General features: G+C 51.0%; 17 protein-coding genes. 4 read left to right on the top strand and 13 right to left on the bottom strand.

Features of this window, described 5'->3' with window-relative positions; all coding sequences use genetic code 11:
* Positions 1 to 380: 380 nt before the first annotated feature.
* The 4 genes from cshA to K6T23_RS01605 all read right to left on the bottom strand — a co-directional run bounded on the left by cshA (position 381) and on the right by K6T23_RS01605 (position 5,418).
* Positions 381 to 1,901 (bottom strand): degradosome RNA helicase CshA, encoded by a 1,521-nt coding sequence (gene cshA, locus K6T23_RS01620; RefSeq protein WP_056541580.1) that lies wholly within the window; start codon positions 1,899 to 1,901, stop codon positions 381 to 383.
* Between the two features lie 259 nt (positions 1,902 to 2,160).
* Positions 2,161 to 2,850 carry an alpha/beta hydrolase gene (locus K6T23_RS01615; protein WP_053427966.1) on the bottom strand — a complete coding sequence of 230 codons (690 nt, stop codon included), beginning with the start codon at positions 2,848 to 2,850 and terminating at the stop codon, positions 2,161 to 2,163.
* Positions 2,851 to 2,892: 42 nt separating this feature from the next.
* Entirely contained in the window at positions 2,893 to 4,266 is a 1,374-nt protein-coding gene (locus K6T23_RS01610) for a UDP-N-acetylmuramoyl-tripeptide--D-alanyl-D-alanine ligase (protein ID WP_056541578.1), read from the bottom strand.
* A gap of 87 nt (positions 4,267 to 4,353) precedes the next feature.
* On the bottom strand, positions 4,354 to 5,418 hold the full coding sequence (locus K6T23_RS01605) for a D-alanine--D-alanine ligase (RefSeq protein WP_238283457.1): 1,065 nt from the start codon (positions 5,416 to 5,418) through the stop codon (positions 4,354 to 4,356).
* A 275-nt stretch (positions 5,419 to 5,693) separates the two neighbouring features.
* Between K6T23_RS01605 and K6T23_RS01600 the strand changes: the two genes are divergently transcribed.
* The 3 genes from K6T23_RS01600 (at position 5,694) to K6T23_RS01590 (ending at position 8,597) form a co-directional block, all read left to right on the top strand.
* Complete coding sequence (locus K6T23_RS01600) at positions 5,694 to 6,863, top strand: dicarboxylate/amino acid:cation symporter (RefSeq protein WP_079513886.1); 1,170 nt, start codon at positions 5,694 to 5,696, stop codon at positions 6,861 to 6,863.
* Between the two features lie 112 nt (positions 6,864 to 6,975).
* Positions 6,976 to 7,506, top strand: coding sequence for a GNAT family N-acetyltransferase (locus K6T23_RS01595; protein WP_404818415.1), 531 nt, complete (start codon positions 6,976 to 6,978; stop codon positions 7,504 to 7,506).
* Positions 7,503 to 8,597: an FAD-dependent oxidoreductase gene (locus K6T23_RS01590; RefSeq protein WP_238283455.1), complete on the top strand. Its 1,095-nt coding sequence runs from the start codon at positions 7,503 to 7,505 to the stop codon at positions 8,595 to 8,597. The genes K6T23_RS01595 and K6T23_RS01590 overlap by 4 nt, the downstream gene beginning before the upstream one ends.
* A gap of 62 nt (positions 8,598 to 8,659) precedes the next feature.
* Here the strand turns inward: K6T23_RS01590 and K6T23_RS01585 are convergent, their stop codons facing one another.
* The 7 genes from K6T23_RS01585 to K6T23_RS01555 are packed head-to-tail and all read right to left on the bottom strand — an operon-like array spanning position 8,660 to position 15,149.
* Complete coding sequence (locus tag K6T23_RS01585; RefSeq protein ID WP_238283454.1) at positions 8,660 to 10,084, bottom strand: dihydrolipoyl dehydrogenase family protein; 1,425 nt, start codon at positions 10,082 to 10,084, stop codon at positions 8,660 to 8,662.
* Positions 10,085 to 10,097: 13 nt separating this feature from the next.
* Complete coding sequence (locus K6T23_RS01580) at positions 10,098 to 10,679, bottom strand: CDP-alcohol phosphatidyltransferase family protein (RefSeq protein ID WP_056541562.1); 582 nt, start codon at positions 10,677 to 10,679, stop codon at positions 10,098 to 10,100.
* Positions 10,680 to 10,690: 11 nt separating this feature from the next.
* Complete coding sequence (locus K6T23_RS01575; RefSeq protein ID WP_079513879.1) at positions 10,691 to 11,344, bottom strand: TVP38/TMEM64 family protein; 654 nt, start codon at positions 11,342 to 11,344, stop codon at positions 10,691 to 10,693.
* 20 nt (positions 11,345 to 11,364) lie between these two features.
* Positions 11,365 to 12,306 (bottom strand): ABC transporter ATP-binding protein, encoded by a 942-nt coding sequence (locus K6T23_RS01570; protein WP_238283453.1) that lies wholly within the window; start codon positions 12,304 to 12,306, stop codon positions 11,365 to 11,367.
* The gene (locus tag K6T23_RS01565; protein WP_079513875.1) at positions 12,297 to 13,109 is read right to left on the bottom strand and encodes an ABC transporter permease; all 813 of its coding nucleotides are present in this window, start codon (positions 13,107 to 13,109) and stop codon (positions 12,297 to 12,299) included. Before K6T23_RS01565 ends, K6T23_RS01570 begins: the two co-directional genes overlap by 10 nt.
* Positions 13,106 to 13,969 carry an ABC transporter permease gene (locus tag K6T23_RS01560; RefSeq protein WP_079513873.1) on the bottom strand — a complete coding sequence of 288 codons (864 nt, stop codon included), beginning with the start codon at positions 13,967 to 13,969 and terminating at the stop codon, positions 13,106 to 13,108. Before K6T23_RS01560 ends, K6T23_RS01565 begins: the two co-directional genes overlap by 4 nt.
* On the bottom strand, positions 13,947 to 15,149 hold the full coding sequence (locus K6T23_RS01555; protein WP_238283452.1) for an ABC transporter substrate-binding protein: 1,203 nt from the start codon (positions 15,147 to 15,149) through the stop codon (positions 13,947 to 13,949). The genes K6T23_RS01560 and K6T23_RS01555 overlap by 23 nt, the downstream gene beginning before the upstream one ends.
* A gap of 149 nt (positions 15,150 to 15,298) precedes the next feature.
* Here K6T23_RS01555 and K6T23_RS01550 point away from each other — a divergent pair, with 149 nt between their 5' ends.
* Positions 15,299 to 15,751 (top strand): BsuPI-related putative proteinase inhibitor, encoded by a 453-nt coding sequence (locus tag K6T23_RS01550; protein ID WP_079513869.1) that lies wholly within the window; start codon positions 15,299 to 15,301, stop codon positions 15,749 to 15,751.
* A gap of 36 nt (positions 15,752 to 15,787) precedes the next feature.
* Here K6T23_RS01550 and sfsA read toward each other — a convergent pair whose 3' ends face one another.
* Both sfsA and K6T23_RS01540 read right to left on the bottom strand, forming a co-directional pair.
* Complete coding sequence (gene sfsA / locus K6T23_RS01545) at positions 15,788 to 16,522, bottom strand: DNA/RNA nuclease SfsA (protein ID WP_238283451.1); 735 nt, start codon at positions 16,520 to 16,522, stop codon at positions 15,788 to 15,790.
* Positions 16,519 to 17,292, bottom strand: coding sequence for a hypothetical protein (locus K6T23_RS01540; RefSeq protein ID WP_048007249.1), 774 nt, complete (start codon positions 17,290 to 17,292; stop codon positions 16,519 to 16,521). The genes sfsA and K6T23_RS01540 overlap by 4 nt, the downstream gene beginning before the upstream one ends.
* Between the last annotated feature and the right edge of the window lie 350 nt (positions 17,293 to 17,642).

Here is a 17,642-nt window from a genome sequence, read left to right as displayed (position 1 = left end):
TAAAATTTTATCAGCGACTTTTAAGAATTTCCTTGCGAATCGATTTTTGCCTCTACTTTTTATTATCGCACCTTTTTCGTTACGTACGATTCTTACCTTTATTCAGTTACCTCCTTTCGTTACTTGCGATCAGCCCCATTATTCAGCTAACACCACCCGTTATTTGCGATCAGCCCCATTATTCAGCTAACACCACCCGTTACTTGCGATCCCCCTCCTCATCCAGCACTCTCCCCTCACTACATTCGAAGCGACCCCACTCCTTTATTCGCGAATGGATCTCATCCCATCACCCAAGCGACCCTTCCACCGCACACATCCTGGTCACCCTACTCAACACAAAAAAACACGACGGCATCTCTGCCGTCGTGCTTCATGTATTAAGAGTTATATGATTTACGCTTAGAAGAAGATTGTGGTCTGCTTCCGCCTGAACGGTTGCGATCTCCGCCGCGGGATGAACCGCCGCCACGGTTGTAACCGCCTGAACGGCTACCGCCGCCGCTTCCGCCTTTACCAGAGCGTGAACCACCTTTGTATCCGCCGCCTCGGGAATTACCGCGACCGCCGCCGCCTCTTGATGGAAGTGGGCGCTCTTCGGTGATATCGACTGGAGTGGTATCCGGTTCTTTTGTCAGAACGCGGATGGCCGCTGCCACCGCTTCGATGGATTCGTGGTTCGCAAGGAATTCTTCTGCCAACGCATAGTAATCTTTAAGGTCAGATTCTTTCGTTGCTTCTGTAAGCTTTTCAAGAGCCAGGCGCTGCTGACCTTCAAGAGCTTCGTTATGGCTAGGTGGCTTAAGAGCCGTCATTTTCTTCTTGGTGGTTTGTTCTACCACTTTCAGGTAGCCCATTTCACGTGGTGTGACGAATGTGATGGACATCCCTTTCTTACCTGCACGGCCCGTACGTCCGATACGGTGAACGTAGCTTTCAGGATCTTGTGGGATATCGAAGTTGTAAACATGTGTTACACCAGAGATATCAAGTCCACGAGCTGCTACGTCAGTAGCAACAAGAACGTCGATGCGTCCTTCTTTGAACTTTTTGAGGACCGTCATACGGCGAGCCTGTGAAAGGTCACCATGGATTCCTTCAGCAAGGTAACCACGGATGCTCAATGCACGTGAAAGCTCATCTACACGGCGCTTCGTACGTCCGAATACGATGGCAAGTTCAGGAGACTGAACGTCGATCAAGCGTGAAAGGACGTCGAATTTCTCTTTCTCCGTCACTTTTGTGAAGAACTGCTCGATGTTGGATACAGTCACTTCTTTCGATTTCACTTTGATGACTTCAGGTTCAGTCATGAAGCGCTCAGCGATACGACGGATCGGATCCGGCATCGTTGCTGAGAATAGAAGGGTTTGACGAGTCGGAGGAACGGTTTCAAGGATGCTCTCGATGTCATCGATGAAGCCCATGTTGAGCATTTCATCCGCTTCATCCAATACAAGGGTATCAACACTTGTAAGGTTCAATGTTTTACGTTTGATGTGATCAAGTAGACGTCCTGGAGTTCCTACGATGATGTGCGGGTTCTTCTTCATCGCACGGATCTGGCGCTGGATGTCCTGTCCACCGTATACAGAAAGGACGCGTGCGCGCTTATCTGCACTGATGCGGTATAGTTCTTCAGAAACCTGGATCGCAAGTTCACGTGTCGGCGCAATGATAAGACCTTGGACTGCAGGGTTCTTCACATCGATCTTCTCGATCATCGGAATACCGAATGCTGTCGTCTTACCTGTACCTGTTTGTGCTTGACCGATGATGTCTTTACCTTCAAGACTTACCGGGATTGTGCTGGCCTGGATGGGGGTTGCTTCTTCAAAGCCCATACGTTTAATGGATTTCAACGTAGCTGCGCTTAAGTTTAAATCTGCAAACTTTGTCAATGCTATTCATTCTCCTTTTGGTATACATCTTTTATAACTAATCGATGGAGCTGATTATATGTTTAAATCGGATCCAAATCTTACATGCCGACTTCGGTATCTAATCTAAAACCGTCTATATGAGATGTTTAGTTTATGTTGTGTACAAAAAAATACACTCTTCAAAATCGAAGAGCTGGCACGTCCAACAAATAGAACTATGTTGTAGTAATGTTACCACTTCTAGAAATGAATTTCAATGACATGTCAAATAGTCACTCTATTCATCTTCGAGAAAATGGTAAATATGATCAAAAAGTTCAGCCTTATCTTCGCTATGACAGATGAGATGCTTGGATCTTGAAGCATAATAAATATTTTTTTGTCGGGACGAAATGGTTTCATAGATGTAAGCTGCACTGGCGGGAGGGACGATTCCATCCACTTCCCCCTGGGCAATGAATGTGGGGATGGTGACTTTCTTCAGCAGCGGTCGGGCGATGGTGACGACCTTCCTGAATTCATAGGTGGATAGAAGCGGGGTATTGGTCATTTTTACCTTATAACGATTGTACAGTTCGTTCTCGAGGAGATTTCCTTGCCATCCCTCTCTGATCAAACCCCCGATGTCTCTGAAGAGCTGCTTGATATGGATATACCTGGCAGCAGCGCTCAACAGCACAAGCTTACTAACATTATAATGGACTGCAAGATAGGATGCAATGAGACCTCCCATGGAAAAGCCGGCGACATAAACTTTGTCGCATGTCTCAAGCAGGGATTTAAGACATTCTTCTGCATGTTCGATCCATTGCACGTGCTTGATCCCCCTTAGGGATAGTGTTTCTCCGTGACCAGGCAGGGTCGGGACGACAATTTTCCAATCCGTCTGCTCCCTCAGGTATTCAGCAAGGGGTTCCACTTCGTATGGTCCCCCTGTGAACCCGTGGAGCACTAAACATCCGATCATGCTCTCACCTTTTCCATTAGTATGGCACGGACAAACTCCTTGTTACTTCAGACCGTCGATGATCTCTTCAAGCTTCATTCCCCTCGAAGCTTTGAAGAGGATCAGTTCCTTGCCGGTGATGAGTGCATTCAATTCATCGAGCAGGGCCTCTTTATCAAGGAATGCGTGTACGCGCTCTTCGGGGAAATTCACTTTTGCCCCTTTAGCCATATATTCACCCAATTCACCGAAAGTAAACACGTGACGGATGCGTTCAGGGTCGATCAGTTGACCGATCTCCTCATGGTATTCCTTCTCATGATCCCCGAGCTCGAGCATGTCCCCGAGAACCAGGATCTTGGAGTCGAATCCTTCCAGCTCGGAAATCAGCTGAATTGCCGCTTTTACAGAAGTGGGACTGGCATTGTACGCATCGTTGATGATGCGCTCTCCTTTTTTACCTTCAATCATTTCCATTCTCATCTTCGTCAGCTCAAGGGACTTTAAGCCTTGTTTCATCTCCTCTATTGTTAGACCGAATTCCTTCCCGATCAGGATGCCTGCGAGCGCATTATGGATGTTATGCTGCCCAAGCACCGGCAAATGGAAGGTTTCCCCTTCCGCCATGGAAGTTTCGAAATAACTGCCCGTATTGTTCATCTCCGTTTTCGTCGGGGAAATGGTGTTATCATCCGTCTTCCCGAACGTTTCCACTCTTTTCAATCCGAGTTCCTTCACTTGTTCGCTCAGTAGGGGCTCATTCCCGTAATAAATGAACAGGCCGTCTTCCTTCAGACCGTGGATGATCTCAAGCTTCGCTTTGGCGATGCCTTCCCTGGAGCCGAGGTCCTGCAGGTGGGACTCACCGATGTTGGTGATGACCGCTGCATCCGGCTGTGCGATATCGGATAGGAGTTCGATCTCTCCGAATCCGCTCATCCCCATTTCGAGCACGGCAACTTCCGCATCCCGAGGCAGAGCCAGGAGGGTGAGGGGCAGGCCGATGTGGTTATTGTAGTTACCTTGAGTCTTATGCACCTTGTACTTCTGTGCCAGGATATTCGCTACAATATCCTTCGTGGTTGTCTTCCCGTTGCTTCCTGTGATCCCCACGACTTTGAGATCCAGCTCGTGACGGTATTGATTGGCAAGGGACTGAAGCGCTTCAAGCGGATCGTCCACAACCAGAACCGGAAGATCCTCCGGCGGATTCGGGACGTTCGCATCCCAGAGCGCTGCTGCTGCACCCTCTTCTATGGCAGAGCGGACGAACCGGTGGCCGTCGACGTTCTCTCCTTTGAACGGGACGAACAGATTCCCTTTTTCCATCGTCCGTGTGTTGATGGATACACCTTTGACGACGATGTCGCCGAATGAAGAAAGATCATTCTTCACATCAAGCATCGTGCATATATCGCTAATCGTTTTTTCGAACATGATCATATACTCCTTTACTCGTTCATCCTTGCAATAGAGATGGGACCGACCGAACTTTCATTTCGTCCGCTGCCGGTCCCATGGTGGCTACATTGTATACTTGATCGATTGCTTTTCTTTGTGTCGTTCTGCCCCGAGTTCAACCAGCTTCGCGATGAGTGACGGGTAGTCGATGCCCGTATGTTTCCAAAGAAGCGGGAACATACTGAATGGGGTGAATCCAGGCATGGTGTTCACTTCGTTCATGAAGATCCTTCCGTCCTTCGTCACGAAGAAGTCGGCACGGACAAGCCCTGAACAATCAAGCGCCTTGAATGACCGGATCGCAATGTCTTTGAGTCGTGCATAAAGCTCCTCATCTACCTCTGCCGGGATGATGAGGGCTGTATCGCCATCCTCATATTTCGCTTTGTAGTCGTAGAAATCCTTCTTAGGGACGATCTCTCCCGCTACCGAGCACTCAGGGTGATCGTTACCCAGTACGCCTAGCTCAATCTCTCTGGCAATGACCCCTTCTTCAATGATGATTTTACGATCGAATTGGAAGGCTTCTTCGAAAGCCGCCTCAAGTTCATCACGTGACGTACATTTGCTGATGCCTACAGAAGAACCAAGGTTGGCGGGTTTAACGAAGCATGGGTAGCCGATTTCTTCCTCCACCTGCTTGTAAGCCGCTTCGCGGTCGCTTTCCCATGAGCTTCTGATGAACCATGTGTAGCCTACTTGTGGGATACCTGCCTGAGCGAATAGGTTCTTCATGATGACTTTATCCATACCCGCAGAAGACGCCAAAACGCCATTTCCTACATATGGAAGATTCAATAATTCAAGCATCCCCTGTACCGTCCCGTCTTCACCGTTCGGTCCATGAAGGAGAGGGAAGATCATATCATATCCTTCCGATCCTTTAACCGATGCAGTAAGGGCGTTAGGGGCAATGGCTTCCCCTTCGGAGAATTGAAGTTCCTTCACATCACTGACCGGTCCTTCAAGCTGTGATCCTTTGATCCACGCGCCGTCTGTCGAGATGAAAATCGGGTGAATATCGAATTTATTTAAATCCAGGGCGCCGATGACTGCCTTGGCCGTTTGCAGTGAAACCTGATGTTCCGCGGATTTCCCACCGTATAATAAACAAAGCTTGGTTTTCATTTTTTGAGTGACCTCCAATATAACAATAGATATTTCTATTTTATCATGTTCAAAGGAAAGAGAAAGAATGATTCATATGGAAAATGCAATTTATCTTCCCGATTCGACCCTTTGATATATGTATGCCATGTCAAACTAGTCCTGCGACTAAACATTCGCAACGTTATCTGAATACATTTAACATTCCGCCTATTAAAAACCCTATTAAACTATCTTCCTTGTCATTGTATAATCCATCTAACATAAACATTTGTACACTCAAGGAGGACAGAAAGATGAAAAGACTTGGATTGTTACCACGCATCATCCTGGGGATCGCTCTGGGAATCATTGTCGGCATGTTTGCCCCTCACTGGTTCATCAAGATCTTCGTTACGTTCAATGAACTATTCGGGAACTTTCTTGGATTCGCCATCCCGCTTATTATCATCGGATTCATCGCACCCGGAATCGGTTCCATGGGAAAAGGGGCAGGCAGACTCCTCGGCCTGACAACAGCCCTCGCATACGGTTCCACCATCTTGGCAGGACTGGTGGCATTCATTACGGCGAAGTCCCTGTATCCTTCCCTGCTGGTCAATCAGAGCTCCCAATCGTTTGAAAACCCTGAAGAAGCGCTGCTCAAAGGATTCTTTACAGTAGAAATGCCGCCTGTCATGGGCGTGATGACCGCTCTCCTTATAGCCTTCACACTGGGTGTCGGAATGGCAGCCATTAAAGGGGATGTGCTTCAAAAAGGCTTGGAAGAGTTCAAGAACATCATCGAGAAGCTTATCGAAAAAATCATCATCCCGCTCCTTCCGATCCATATCCTCGGGATCTTTGCCAATATGACTCAGGGCGGTCAGGTGACATCGATTATTTCTGTTTTCGCCAAAGTCTTCATCATGATCATCATCCTGCATTTATTCTTCCTTATTGTACAATACACGGCAGCCGGAACGATCCGGAAGCAGAATCCGTTTTCCATGATCAAGACGATGATGCCTGCCTATTTTACGGCACTCGGTACCCAGTCTTCAGCCTCCACCATCCCCGTTACGCTTGAGCGGACGAAGCTGAACGGCACGCGGGGAAGCATCGCAGACTTTTCGATCCCCCTCCTTGCCACAATTCACCTCTCTGGGAGCACCATCACCCTTGTGAGTTGTTCCATGGCCGTGATGTTCATCCAGGGACAAGCACTGGAGTTCACACAGATCTTCCCGTTCATCCTCATGCTCGGGATTACAATGATTGCTGCACCCGGAGTGCCGGGCGGAGCCGTCATGGCCTCCCTCGGACTGCTCGAGACCATGCTCGGCTTCAGTCCGACCATGACATCCTTGATGATCGCCCTGTACCTGGCACAGGACAGCTTCGGTACAGCGTGCAACGTAACAGGGGATGGAGCGATTGCATCCATCGCCGATCGCCTTACAGGTAAAAAACAACCTGTTTCATAGGTTGCTGGATACAGGATGGCCACACAGGGCCATCCTGTTTTTCATGCCTGTCCCCAACTTTAGGAATTTCGGTATAATGAGAGTCAGCAAGAACGAGTCAGGAGGAAACGATGTGAAAACGACACTTCGCCCGATTGAAAAAGAAGATTTACCCGCACTGTGGATGCTGTTATACAGTGACCCCTCCCCCGAGTGGAAAAAATGGGACGCTCCTTATTTCCCACACGTCAACATGTCATTAGACGAGTACGAAGCTTCATATGTTTCAGATCCTGATCGATACCTCGAACATCAGCGGATCATTGAAGCGGACGGGCTCATCATCGGGACGGTGAGCTTTTACTGGGAATATGAACCGACAAGATGGCTGGAGGCCGGGATTGGCATTTATGATCCGCGCTACTGGAACGGCGGGTATGGCACGGATGCACTCGACCAGTGGGTGGAGCATCTTTTTGCCACCAAGGAAATTGGCAGGGTCGGCATCACCACCTGGTCGGGTAACGAACGTATGATGCGTACCGCCGAGAAAATCGGCATGATCCTAGAAGGCAGGATGAGAAAATGCCGCTATCACGAAGGCGTGTATTACGACTCGATCAGGATGGGGATCACCAGGGAAGAATGGGAGGAGCGGTCATGAACACCGTCATCCTCGCGGGAGGCGGTCACAGCCACCTCCATTGCCTCCTGGAACGATCTAAGGAACAAACGGCCGACCGATGGATCCTCATCTCTCCCTCGCGCCACCAATATTATAGCGGCATGTTTTCAGGCTTCGTCGAAGGTGTGTACAGCGAGGAGGAAATCCGTGTCGATCTTGAGGCCCTGTGCCGGAAAGCACACTGCGAATTCGTCGAAGCATCCGTTCTTTCCGTCGATCCCATCCAACAGCAGCTGCTGACGGATGCGGGTGAGCTGTATTCCTATGACGCGGCCTCCTTTGATATCGGCTCCCGGAATGAGGATCCCGGCATCCCCGGACTGGGGGGGGCCAATCTGAGAATCAAACCGAATCATCGCTTCCCTTCCCAGGTCGAAAGGCTGTACCGCAGTAGGGATACGGTCTTCATCGGAGGCGGAGCGGCGGCATGCGAACTCGCCCTCTCCCTTCGCGCCTGGAAAGAAAAAAACGGGAAACCCGATGACTCCATCACTGTCATTCATTCCTCCCCGTTTCTCCATGAGGCCGGGGTCCTTGCATCAAGGAATATGGCATCGCTTCTCGATCGCCGGAGAATCTCCACCTTGAAGGGAAAAGCCGAACAGGTGACGGATGGGACCGTCGTGACAGACCAGGCTCGACACATCCCCTTTGACGAGGTGATGTTCCTCGGTGGTGCAGCAGCACAGGGACTGTTCGGCAGCAGTCTGATCCCGACGGATGAGAAGGGGTTCATGCTGACGAACGCCAATCTTCAGTCCATCTCATTCCCCGGTCTCTTCGCTGCCGGCGACTGCGGCACCCTGGCAGATTTCCCCGACTTCCCCAAAAACGGGGTCACGGCTGTCAGGCAGGGACCCGTCCTATGGGAGAACCTGAACCGGTTCCTTACAGGCCGGAAGCTTCTTGCCTTTCAATCAAGAAGCCGATACCTGTCGATCCTGTCAACGGGTAACGGCAACGGATTTCTCCTGTATGGATCATTCGCGGTCCAGGGGAGATGGACGAGGAAGCTCAAGGAAAGATTGGACCGGTCGTTCATGAAAAAGTACGGCTCCCATGAAAAATAAAAACAGGCTTTCCAGGGAAAGGGTCTTCCTTCCATGCCTGGATGGCCTGTTTTTTTAACGGTTTATCGTTTATACTCAATCAGTTTTTTCGTCACGACAGGAACCGGTCCATCAAAGAGCTTCTCTCGCCAGAATAGATCGGCTGTCTGCTGGACGGCGGATGCATGATTAGGGTATGGATAGGTCATATTTGAAAGGGAGCCGATGCCATTGTTCTTTGCCATGGCATATAGGACAGGCTGCATCCAGTCCCCAGCTCCTTCCCCGACGGCATGCGCCCCGAGGATCTTCCCCTTCCAATCCGTGAGAATCTTCACGAGGCCGTGGGTCTGGTGATCTGCCACGAAGCGATCGACGTCATCCAGGGTCGTTTCGTACACCTTATAATTGATCCCTGATTCCTTTGCTTCTTCCTCCGTCATTCCTGCATGGAAAATCTCGGGTGAAGTATAGGTCACCCATGGAAGCTGATCGTAGCTCACCTTCCCCTTCAGGCCGAAGACGGCATTCTGGACTACCTGCTTCCCTTCCATCCCTGCTGCGTGAGTGAAGAAGTAGCGACCGTTCGCATCACCGATGGAGAAGATGTGGGACACATTCGTCCTCAGATCGTCACCGGCAGGAATGAAGCCCTTTTGATCAATCTCCACCCCTGCTTTGTCCACATTAAGGGCTTCTGAGTTGGGCTTCCTTCCCGTTCCGACAAAGAGCATGTCCCCGTTGATGTGGAGGTCTTTTCCCTCAACCGTGCAATGGAGGGAAAGTCCGTCCCCGTCTTTGGTCACCTTCTGGATATCTGCGTCCGTCACGATTCTCAGATCTTCTCCGAGGACTTCAACCGCGGCCTCCTGAATGCTCCGGTCTTCTTTGGAAAGGATGGACGACGCCTTCTCGACCACCGTCACCTCGGAACCAAGATGGCTGAAAGCCTGGGCAAGCTCAAGGCTGATCGGTCCACCCCCTATGAAGATGGCTTTTCCCGGAAGCTCCTCCAGATCGAACACCGATTCATTTGTATGATAGGTCACATCTTCCAACCCGGGGATCTCAGGAATAAGCGGGCTTGATCCCGTAGCGATGACGATGCTTTTTCCGTAGACGTAATCTTCCCCTTCGATCAAGAGGGCATTCGGGGTGACGAACTCTGCACGCCCGAAATAGATATCCACCCCCATCTCCGTGAACCGCTTAGGGTCATCCTGCTGTTGGATGCTCCCAACCGCTTCTTCGACCCGGGTCTTGACGGCAGACAGATCGACCGTCCCGCTCACATCCAAGCCGAACGAAGCCGCCCTGCGTGCGGTGGAAACTTCTTTAGCCGCCTGGATGAACGCCTTGGACGGGACGCATCCGAAGTGGAGGCAGTCACCTCCGAGGCGCCCACTCTGTTCAATGAGGGCGACGCGTGCACCAAGGGACGCCGCACCCGACGCGACCGTCAATCCCGCTGATCCTCCACCGATTACAATCACATCATATTTCTCCATCTCTATCACTCCATTATGAAAGTAGTCGCTTTGCTTCTGCAAACCGCTGAAAGCCCGTGAACAATTCCACTGCAACAAATAGAAGGGTCGTCCAAACGACAATCGACGGGAACAGCATCATCAAGCTGAACAAGATGAACCCTTCTGTCCTCTCAGCCAGACCGGCCTGATAATAAAACGATTTTCCGCTTTCTTTCTCCGAGACGGCACCGACCGTAAGGAAGATCGTCATGGAGATGATGATTGAGACACTCAGGAGGAGGAGTGGCCACATGGCCTTTGGGTGTACCGCCGCAACGCCCAGGATCACGGAAATCTCCACGATCCGATCAAACGTGACATCCATGACCGTCCCGAACGGCGAAGGCTTCGTGAGTCTCGCCATGGAGCCGTCGACTGCATCCAAAAAACCCGACAGCCACAGAAGCAGTACAGCCAGGATGGGGAATCCGGCATAATAAACGAGCCCCGTTCCTCCTCCGATGATGAAAGCAGCTACTGTCACCCCATTTGGAGTGAACCCGGCCTTCAAAAATGAACGGGCGGTTGTCTCGATGCCCGGCTGCACCCATTTTCGCGCATGTGTATCCAGCATGTTCCTTCCTCCTAGCGCCTTTTAGATAATCCGAGCCAGTTCTTGAGCTTCTTCCTGAAAACGAAAGGGATCGCCGCTACAAGGACGAACACGAAGATGGCTATGTAAATATGACTTTTGTCGTCCTGGACAAGACTCGAACCCAGATAGACATATCCGAATGTGCCTGGAAGGATCCCGATGGCCGTCGCCAGGATGAACGGACCATACCTCACCTTCGCCATACCGGCCAAATAACTGACCAGATCAAAGTTCAAGAATGGAACCAGGCGCATCACTAGGATGTAGATGAATCCGTCCTCCTCCATACGGCCGCGAATCCTCTTCATCCGTTCCGAAGGGTTCTTCAAGATCCGATCCCCCAGCAGGGTGGCAGCATAGAACGCTACGGTCGCCCCTCCGATCGCACCGACCACAATGTAGGCGAAACCTTCCAGGGGACCGAACGCAAGCCCGGCCCCGAACGACAGGATCGAAGCCGGGAAGAGGATGAGCGGACGTATCGTATAGGCCACAATGAACACGAGGGGCGCCCAGATCCCGAAGGAAGTGATCCAATCCCTGATGGCGATGGGGTTCACACTGAAAACATGACGGCTGAACCAGATCAAAAACAGGATGACCGCAAGCACGATGGCAATCTTCACCCATTCCTTCTTCTTCATCCTTTTCCCTCCCTTCCCTCTTAATCAAACGTTTGAATGTTTTTTTCCGAAGCCGTGATCGTGACCGGGTCACCCAGATCCCCGTCAGCGACCTTCAACACGACCGATTGTCCAAGTTCTTCTATATGTATGGAATACATATGATTTCCCATCATGTACTTTTTCTCCCTGATCTCCCCTGTCCATCGCACATCATGAGGGTGTAGGCTCTCTGTTGATAAGTTTTCCCGATGGACGAATCGCTCATTCCCGAGGAGGAGACCGTCGCTCATGAGACCGGCGATGAACGGAGTGGCAGGATGATGATAAATATGCTCCGGGCTCCCGATCTGGGAGATGCGTCCCGCTTCAAGGATAGCGATCCTATCGCCCATTTCGCTCGCTTCATCCCGGTCGTGCGTCACAAATAACGCCGTGGTGCCCACTTCCTTTATGACGGATTTGACCCAAGCACGGAGCTCCATCCTCCGGGTATGATCCAGGCTGGCAAACGGCTCGTCCAGTAGAAGGAGCTTCGGGAGGAGGATGAGGGAACGAATCAGCGATACCCGTTGCATCTGACCTCCCGACAGTTCGGAGGAATAATGATCCGATACGTCCGTTAGGCCTGCCATCTCGATGAAGCCATCCGCTTCTTTCGTCGCCTGATTTTTCCTGTATCCTTTCATCTTCAGTCCATACATCACATTCTCAAGGACCGTCATATGAGGGAAAAGGAGTGGTTTCTGAAAGACCATACCGACCGGCCGGTCCTTCGGTTTCATTGTAGTGACATTTCTCCCCCCGAGATGGACTGAACCGGCATCCGGTGCCTCAAGTCCAGCAATGATACGGAGAAGGGTGGATTTCCCCGACCCCGATAACCCGACGAGAGAAACGATTTCCCCCTCTTCCATACGGAGTGAGACCCCCGAGAGAATCGATTGATTCTTATAGCTCTTGTACAATTCCTTCAGTTCCATGAGGTGTTGTTTCCCCTCCTTTTCTTAGATGGCCCGTACGGGATGAAGATACTCAAAACCAGCCATGAGATAAGGTACGTGACCAGCGGGATCATCATGAACACAAGGGAGAAAGCGGCCATGACCGATTCATCCGCGGACCGGGTGAACGGGTAGTAGATCATGGCCAGAGTAACCACGCTCCCCCCTCCGATGATGGCCGTGAGCACATATTGGCCAAGGCTGATCACGACGGTAAGAAACAGGACGCTGTTCAGGGCAGGGATGAGCTGCGGCAGTTCTATATGGCGGAACCTGCGCAGGGCGCCTCCCCCCAGAAGCAGGGACTGCTCGATCAAATCCCTCCCGATCCCTTCATACGCGGATTTGAAGAGCTTGATGCTGTAGGGGACCGTCGGGATCAGATGAACAAGGGCGACGCCGAGCCATGTGTCGGCAAGCCCCATGCGGATGAAGAGCATCTGAAGACCAGCGGCGACGACCAGTGTCGGAAGGAACAGGGGCATCATCAGCATGCTTTCCAGGAAGACCTTCCCCCTGAACCGATGAAGTGCGAATGCTTTCCCTGCGGTTAACCCGATCAACAGGTTCAATACGAGGACCATGATGGCGATGACAATGGACACTACGATGGCAGACAGGAGCTCCCCTTCTCCTGCAATGACCTTCCATGCCCTCGTGTTGAGAGCCACAGGGAAAGTCTCTCCCCACCTCCAGATTCCGAATAGGCTTTTATAGACGAAAAAGCAGACGGGAAACAAGAACAACGGGATGGCAATCGCATAGAAACCGATTCGTTTCATCCTCCCCGCCCTCCACTCGCCAGCCTGAGCCGCTCATTGTTCATGGCGTGGGTCAGAAGCCACATGCTCAGGCCGACTGCGCCCCCTGCCAGGAGCAGGGCGGCGAATGCAAATGGGCGATCCGTCCACGCCCCGCTGTAGAACCATTCGTATGTAAGGACAGCAATCATTTGGGGTGAGGTGACCCCAAGGAGCTGCGGGACCTCGAACGCCGTGAAGATGAACGCAAACAGGATGGCACCTGTTTCAATAAGAACCGGCTTGATGAAAGGCCACTCCGCTGTGGTGAATAGGCGAACGCGATTGGCACCGAGGAGGGTCGCCGCTTCTTTGTACCCTGGAGAAAGAGAGGCATAGACCGGCAGTAGCATCAAGATGACGAAGGGTACCTCTTTCCAAATATATGTGACCATAATCCCGACTCCGCTCGGATCCTGCACAAGGACGGGAAAATCCGTCCTTTCCGCCATCAGACCGCTGACTCCCAATAGGTTGGACAGGAATCCGCTTTGATTCAAAAGCAGGAACACAAGATACGCCCATACGAAATGGGGGAATAGCATGGGGATCCACACAAGGAGCCGGCCCGGCCCACCTCTAAGTTTTTCCTGGAAGACCCGGACGAAGAGGAGGCCGATGACAAGGGACAGGACCGTGGACACGGCCGTGATCCAGAAGCTGTAAAGGACAGAACGCATGAAGCGTTCCTTCCTGAATAGTTCCATATAGTAGCCCATCGTCAGCGTCCCATCATCCACCAGGCTCTCCATGAAGGCTGTGATCATGCCTAGGCCGAATACCATCAGGAAAAGGATGCTTGGTACAAGTAGGAGCCCCTCAGTCGGTTTCCGCCACTTCACGCACCCAGTTCTCCTTTACCCATTCTACATAGGAGGCGTCCATCTCCCCGATATAGGCATCTTCCAATCGAGCAGGATCAAGGACAGTTTCACCCCGGTCGAGCTCCTCAAACTTTTTCCTCATCCCGTCTTCAAGCTTATCCACTGAAATCGGGGTGCTGTCTCCCCACCCGTCCGGCTGCATCTTCTCCAGCTGCATCTCTGGGGAAAGCATATAGTCGATGGCCACGAGGGCACCAGCCTGATTCGGTGAATTGAACGGCACTGAAAGGAAATGTGTATTCCCGATCGAGCCTGCATCTTCAAGAAGGAACGGTTTGGTCCCTTCAGGATAGATCCCCTTTTTGACAAGGGATTCCGCCCTTGCTTCGTTATATCCCATAGATATCCATATCTCCTCCTGTCCGAACAGACGATCCAGATCTGACAGCTCCTTCGGGTAAGTCTTCCCGTCTCTCCACAGATCCCCTTTCATTTCATTCAAGTCATCCCAAACCTTTCCGCCTGCTTCTTCGATATCTTCCCCGGCCTTTTCGATGGGGTGGTCTGAGTTTGCATTGAGGAGATGACGGATGAAGGCATTACCCGTGAAGTCCGTCGGGTCGGGGTAGGTGAATGTTCCCGGATGCTCCTTCACGAACGATTTCAGCTCGTCCACCGTCCGCGGCGGGCTATCCATTTTGTCTGCATTGTAGAAGAAGACGAACTGAACCTTCCCCCACGGTGCCTCATATCCTTCCGTCGGGGTTCCGAAGTCATAGGTGAAATCCTTTTCGTTATAGTATGACTCCATATTGGGAAGACGCTCTGTGATGGGACCGGCCAGCAGATCGTGTTCTTTCGCATTCTTGAAGTTTTCTCCGTTCATCCATACAATGTCCATGGACCCGTCCTTTTTCCCTGCCTTCTTTTCCGTTTGGAGCTTCTGCAGGATTTCCGGGGTATCCATCGGGATCCTCTTCAATGAGATGCCGAATTCCTTCTTCAGCCCAGGAGCCACTGTGTCATCGATGTACTGGTTGACGACTTCATCCCCTCCCCACATGAAGAGATTGACCTTGGAATCTTCCGCCTGACTGACGATATCATCCCAATCGTCCGGAAGCTTGGTTTCACCTGTTTGAGCCCCGCAGGACGCAAGGATCAATGAGACCATTATCACAAATACATATCTTTTCATCTTGTTCCTCCCTTTTCCGGAATTGCGTGTTATTATGTATGTAAATCAATCCCCTATAATCTGGTTTCGGAAACCTTTCCCTGCGCATTTCAGGGCGGGACGGTTACCATGCGGGCGTAAACGCCACTTCTACCTGAGAGAGGTGTCAAATGATGAAGAAGCTCATCCCATTCATACTGGCAGGAGTCATCCTGGCAGGCTGCGGTACGGACGAAGTGAAAGATGGAGATCAAGAGAACGGAAATCATGTTGAACACAATGAAATGGAGGACGGGGAAATGAAAGCCGCCATAACGAAGAAGGATTCGACGTATGAATATAGTGTCAAAAACGAGACCGACAAAGAAATGACCTTCACCTTCACCTCGGGACAGACGATTGACTTCGAATTGAAGGACGCCGATGGGAAGGCCGTTTACAAGGATTCAGAGAACAAGATGTATACCCAGGCCATCCGGGAAAAGACCATCGCCCCCGGTGATGCACTGGCACAGGAAATAAAGCTTCCGGACCTTCCTGCAGGGACTTATACCCTGAGCGCCTGGCTGACTGCCAAAGGGGCGGACGAGTATAAAGTAACAGAAGAGATCGAACTTCCATAGAAAAAAGGATTCTCCGCCGGCGGCGGGGAATCCTTTTTATATCGAGGTATCCACTGGAATCTTCCTTCCCAGGGTCAAACGGGTAGGAGTCACTTCACATACGCGCCCATAAAACCGGACGCCTTTTTGTGCTGCTTCCTCCATGACCTTTGCGAAATACGGATCGATTTCAGGCGCAGAGGTGATCGAGTCGATATCCCCTCGCTGGGCGACGAATAAAACAGCGGTCTCATACTCTCCCTGAAGCGCCGCGAGCCCTTCCACGTGTCTCGCACCCCTGGCGGTCACGGCATCGGGGAATCTTCCTTCCCGTCCATCTGACATGGTGACGCTTTTCACCTCGACTAAAAGGGAAGCATCCCTCTCCTTATGTCGTAGAAGGAAGTCGTAGCGGGAGTGACCGATGCGGTATTCAGCGCGGTCAAATGCCCAATCCGTGAATTCATCCAGTTCACCGTTCATGAACGCCTCCCGGATCAACCGGTTGGGAAGCTGGGTGTTCAGGGAGATATAAGCACCACTGTCGGGATCGCGGACCATGACGGCCGACCACTTCGTCTTCCGCGAAGGGTCCTTGGCCGGCAGAAGCCATATGCTACGGCCGGGAACGAGGATTCCCTTCAGCCTTCCCGGGTCAGGGAGGTGGACCTTTTCCACCGAGCCCCCGGGCAGCTCGCAGTGGAGGATGAACCGGTTCGGCCGGGAACGGAAGATGGCTTCAACGAGCCCTTCCCCGATCTTCAGTGACGTCACGCCCGGTTCCTCTCTCATTTCAGGAGCGCGCTCCAGCTCTTCGTTTTACGGTCGAAGGAAAGAAGGCCGTTGGCAGGTGCCTTCCTGATCTGCTTATAATCCTCTCCCATCTCGTCCATATCAAAGTAGTCTCCCATTACCCAGAACGGAATCTCGATCTTTCCCCTGGCGAGGATCGCCTTTTCAAGGGAGATGACGACTCCTTCTTTGAGCTTATCACGGAGTGAGCGGATGACGTCCTTCCCGATGGCGGGAAAGTCTTTTTCCTTCTTCATGCCGAAGAGACCCTTTCCGGCTTTGGAGGTCTTCAATTTCGACGTGATCGTTTCCCCGAGGAGATGATAAAAGTCTTCGAAATCCCTGTAAAACACCTTATTGAACCAGCCGTCATCGTGAGTCAGGTACGCAAAGCGGTTGTTCAGCTTGGAGTAGAAAGGCAGATTGAGAGGCTGCTTGATGTGTCCCATATAGAGCAGCTCCGCGATCTCCTGTCCGTTCAGCTCATCGACCCCGACTTCCTCTTCGAAATCGATCCAGCAGAAATCACCGTACGTCTGTACATGATCATTCATGAGCTTCTTCATATCACCCTGCTCCACATATTCCATATGGGTATGTATGTTGAACCCTCCATGCTCATACTGATGCTTGATCAAGAGCAGGTTCTGTAACGGGTGATGAGCGTTCATGACAAATTCATTGAAATGGATCCCGTAGGACACAACGAATTGCTGATCCGCATTTTGATGGACATAGATGATATCTTTCACTACATTATTAGCCTTCAAAAACGTTCCCTCCAAGTGGTGACACGATGCATGATTAATACTTCCTATTTTATCAAATTATTTCCCCTGTTGCTCTTTTCTATTTCATTTCAAAATGATGACAAAAGCAGTATAGAATTGTCGAATATAGTAATATAATAGGAAAGGCTACATCTCAAGGACAGCTAATGTGCGAAAATCGGAAAATAACCATCATATTGGTTAGCTTTTGACATAGTTTATTATTAAATCTCTTCCTATTTAGAATTTGACGCTGAAAGTAGTTATTCTTATAATAATTTTAACTTAAACTTATCCGGTTATCACTGATAACCAACAGGAGGTGACTCCTTACCCGTCTGACGGGATAA

This window comes from Rossellomorea marisflavi, assembly GCF_022170785.1.
Classification (GTDB): domain Bacteria; phylum Bacillota; class Bacilli; order Bacillales; family Bacillaceae_B; genus Rossellomorea; species Rossellomorea marisflavi_B.
This window is presented reverse-complemented; position numbering and strand designations above follow the sequence as displayed.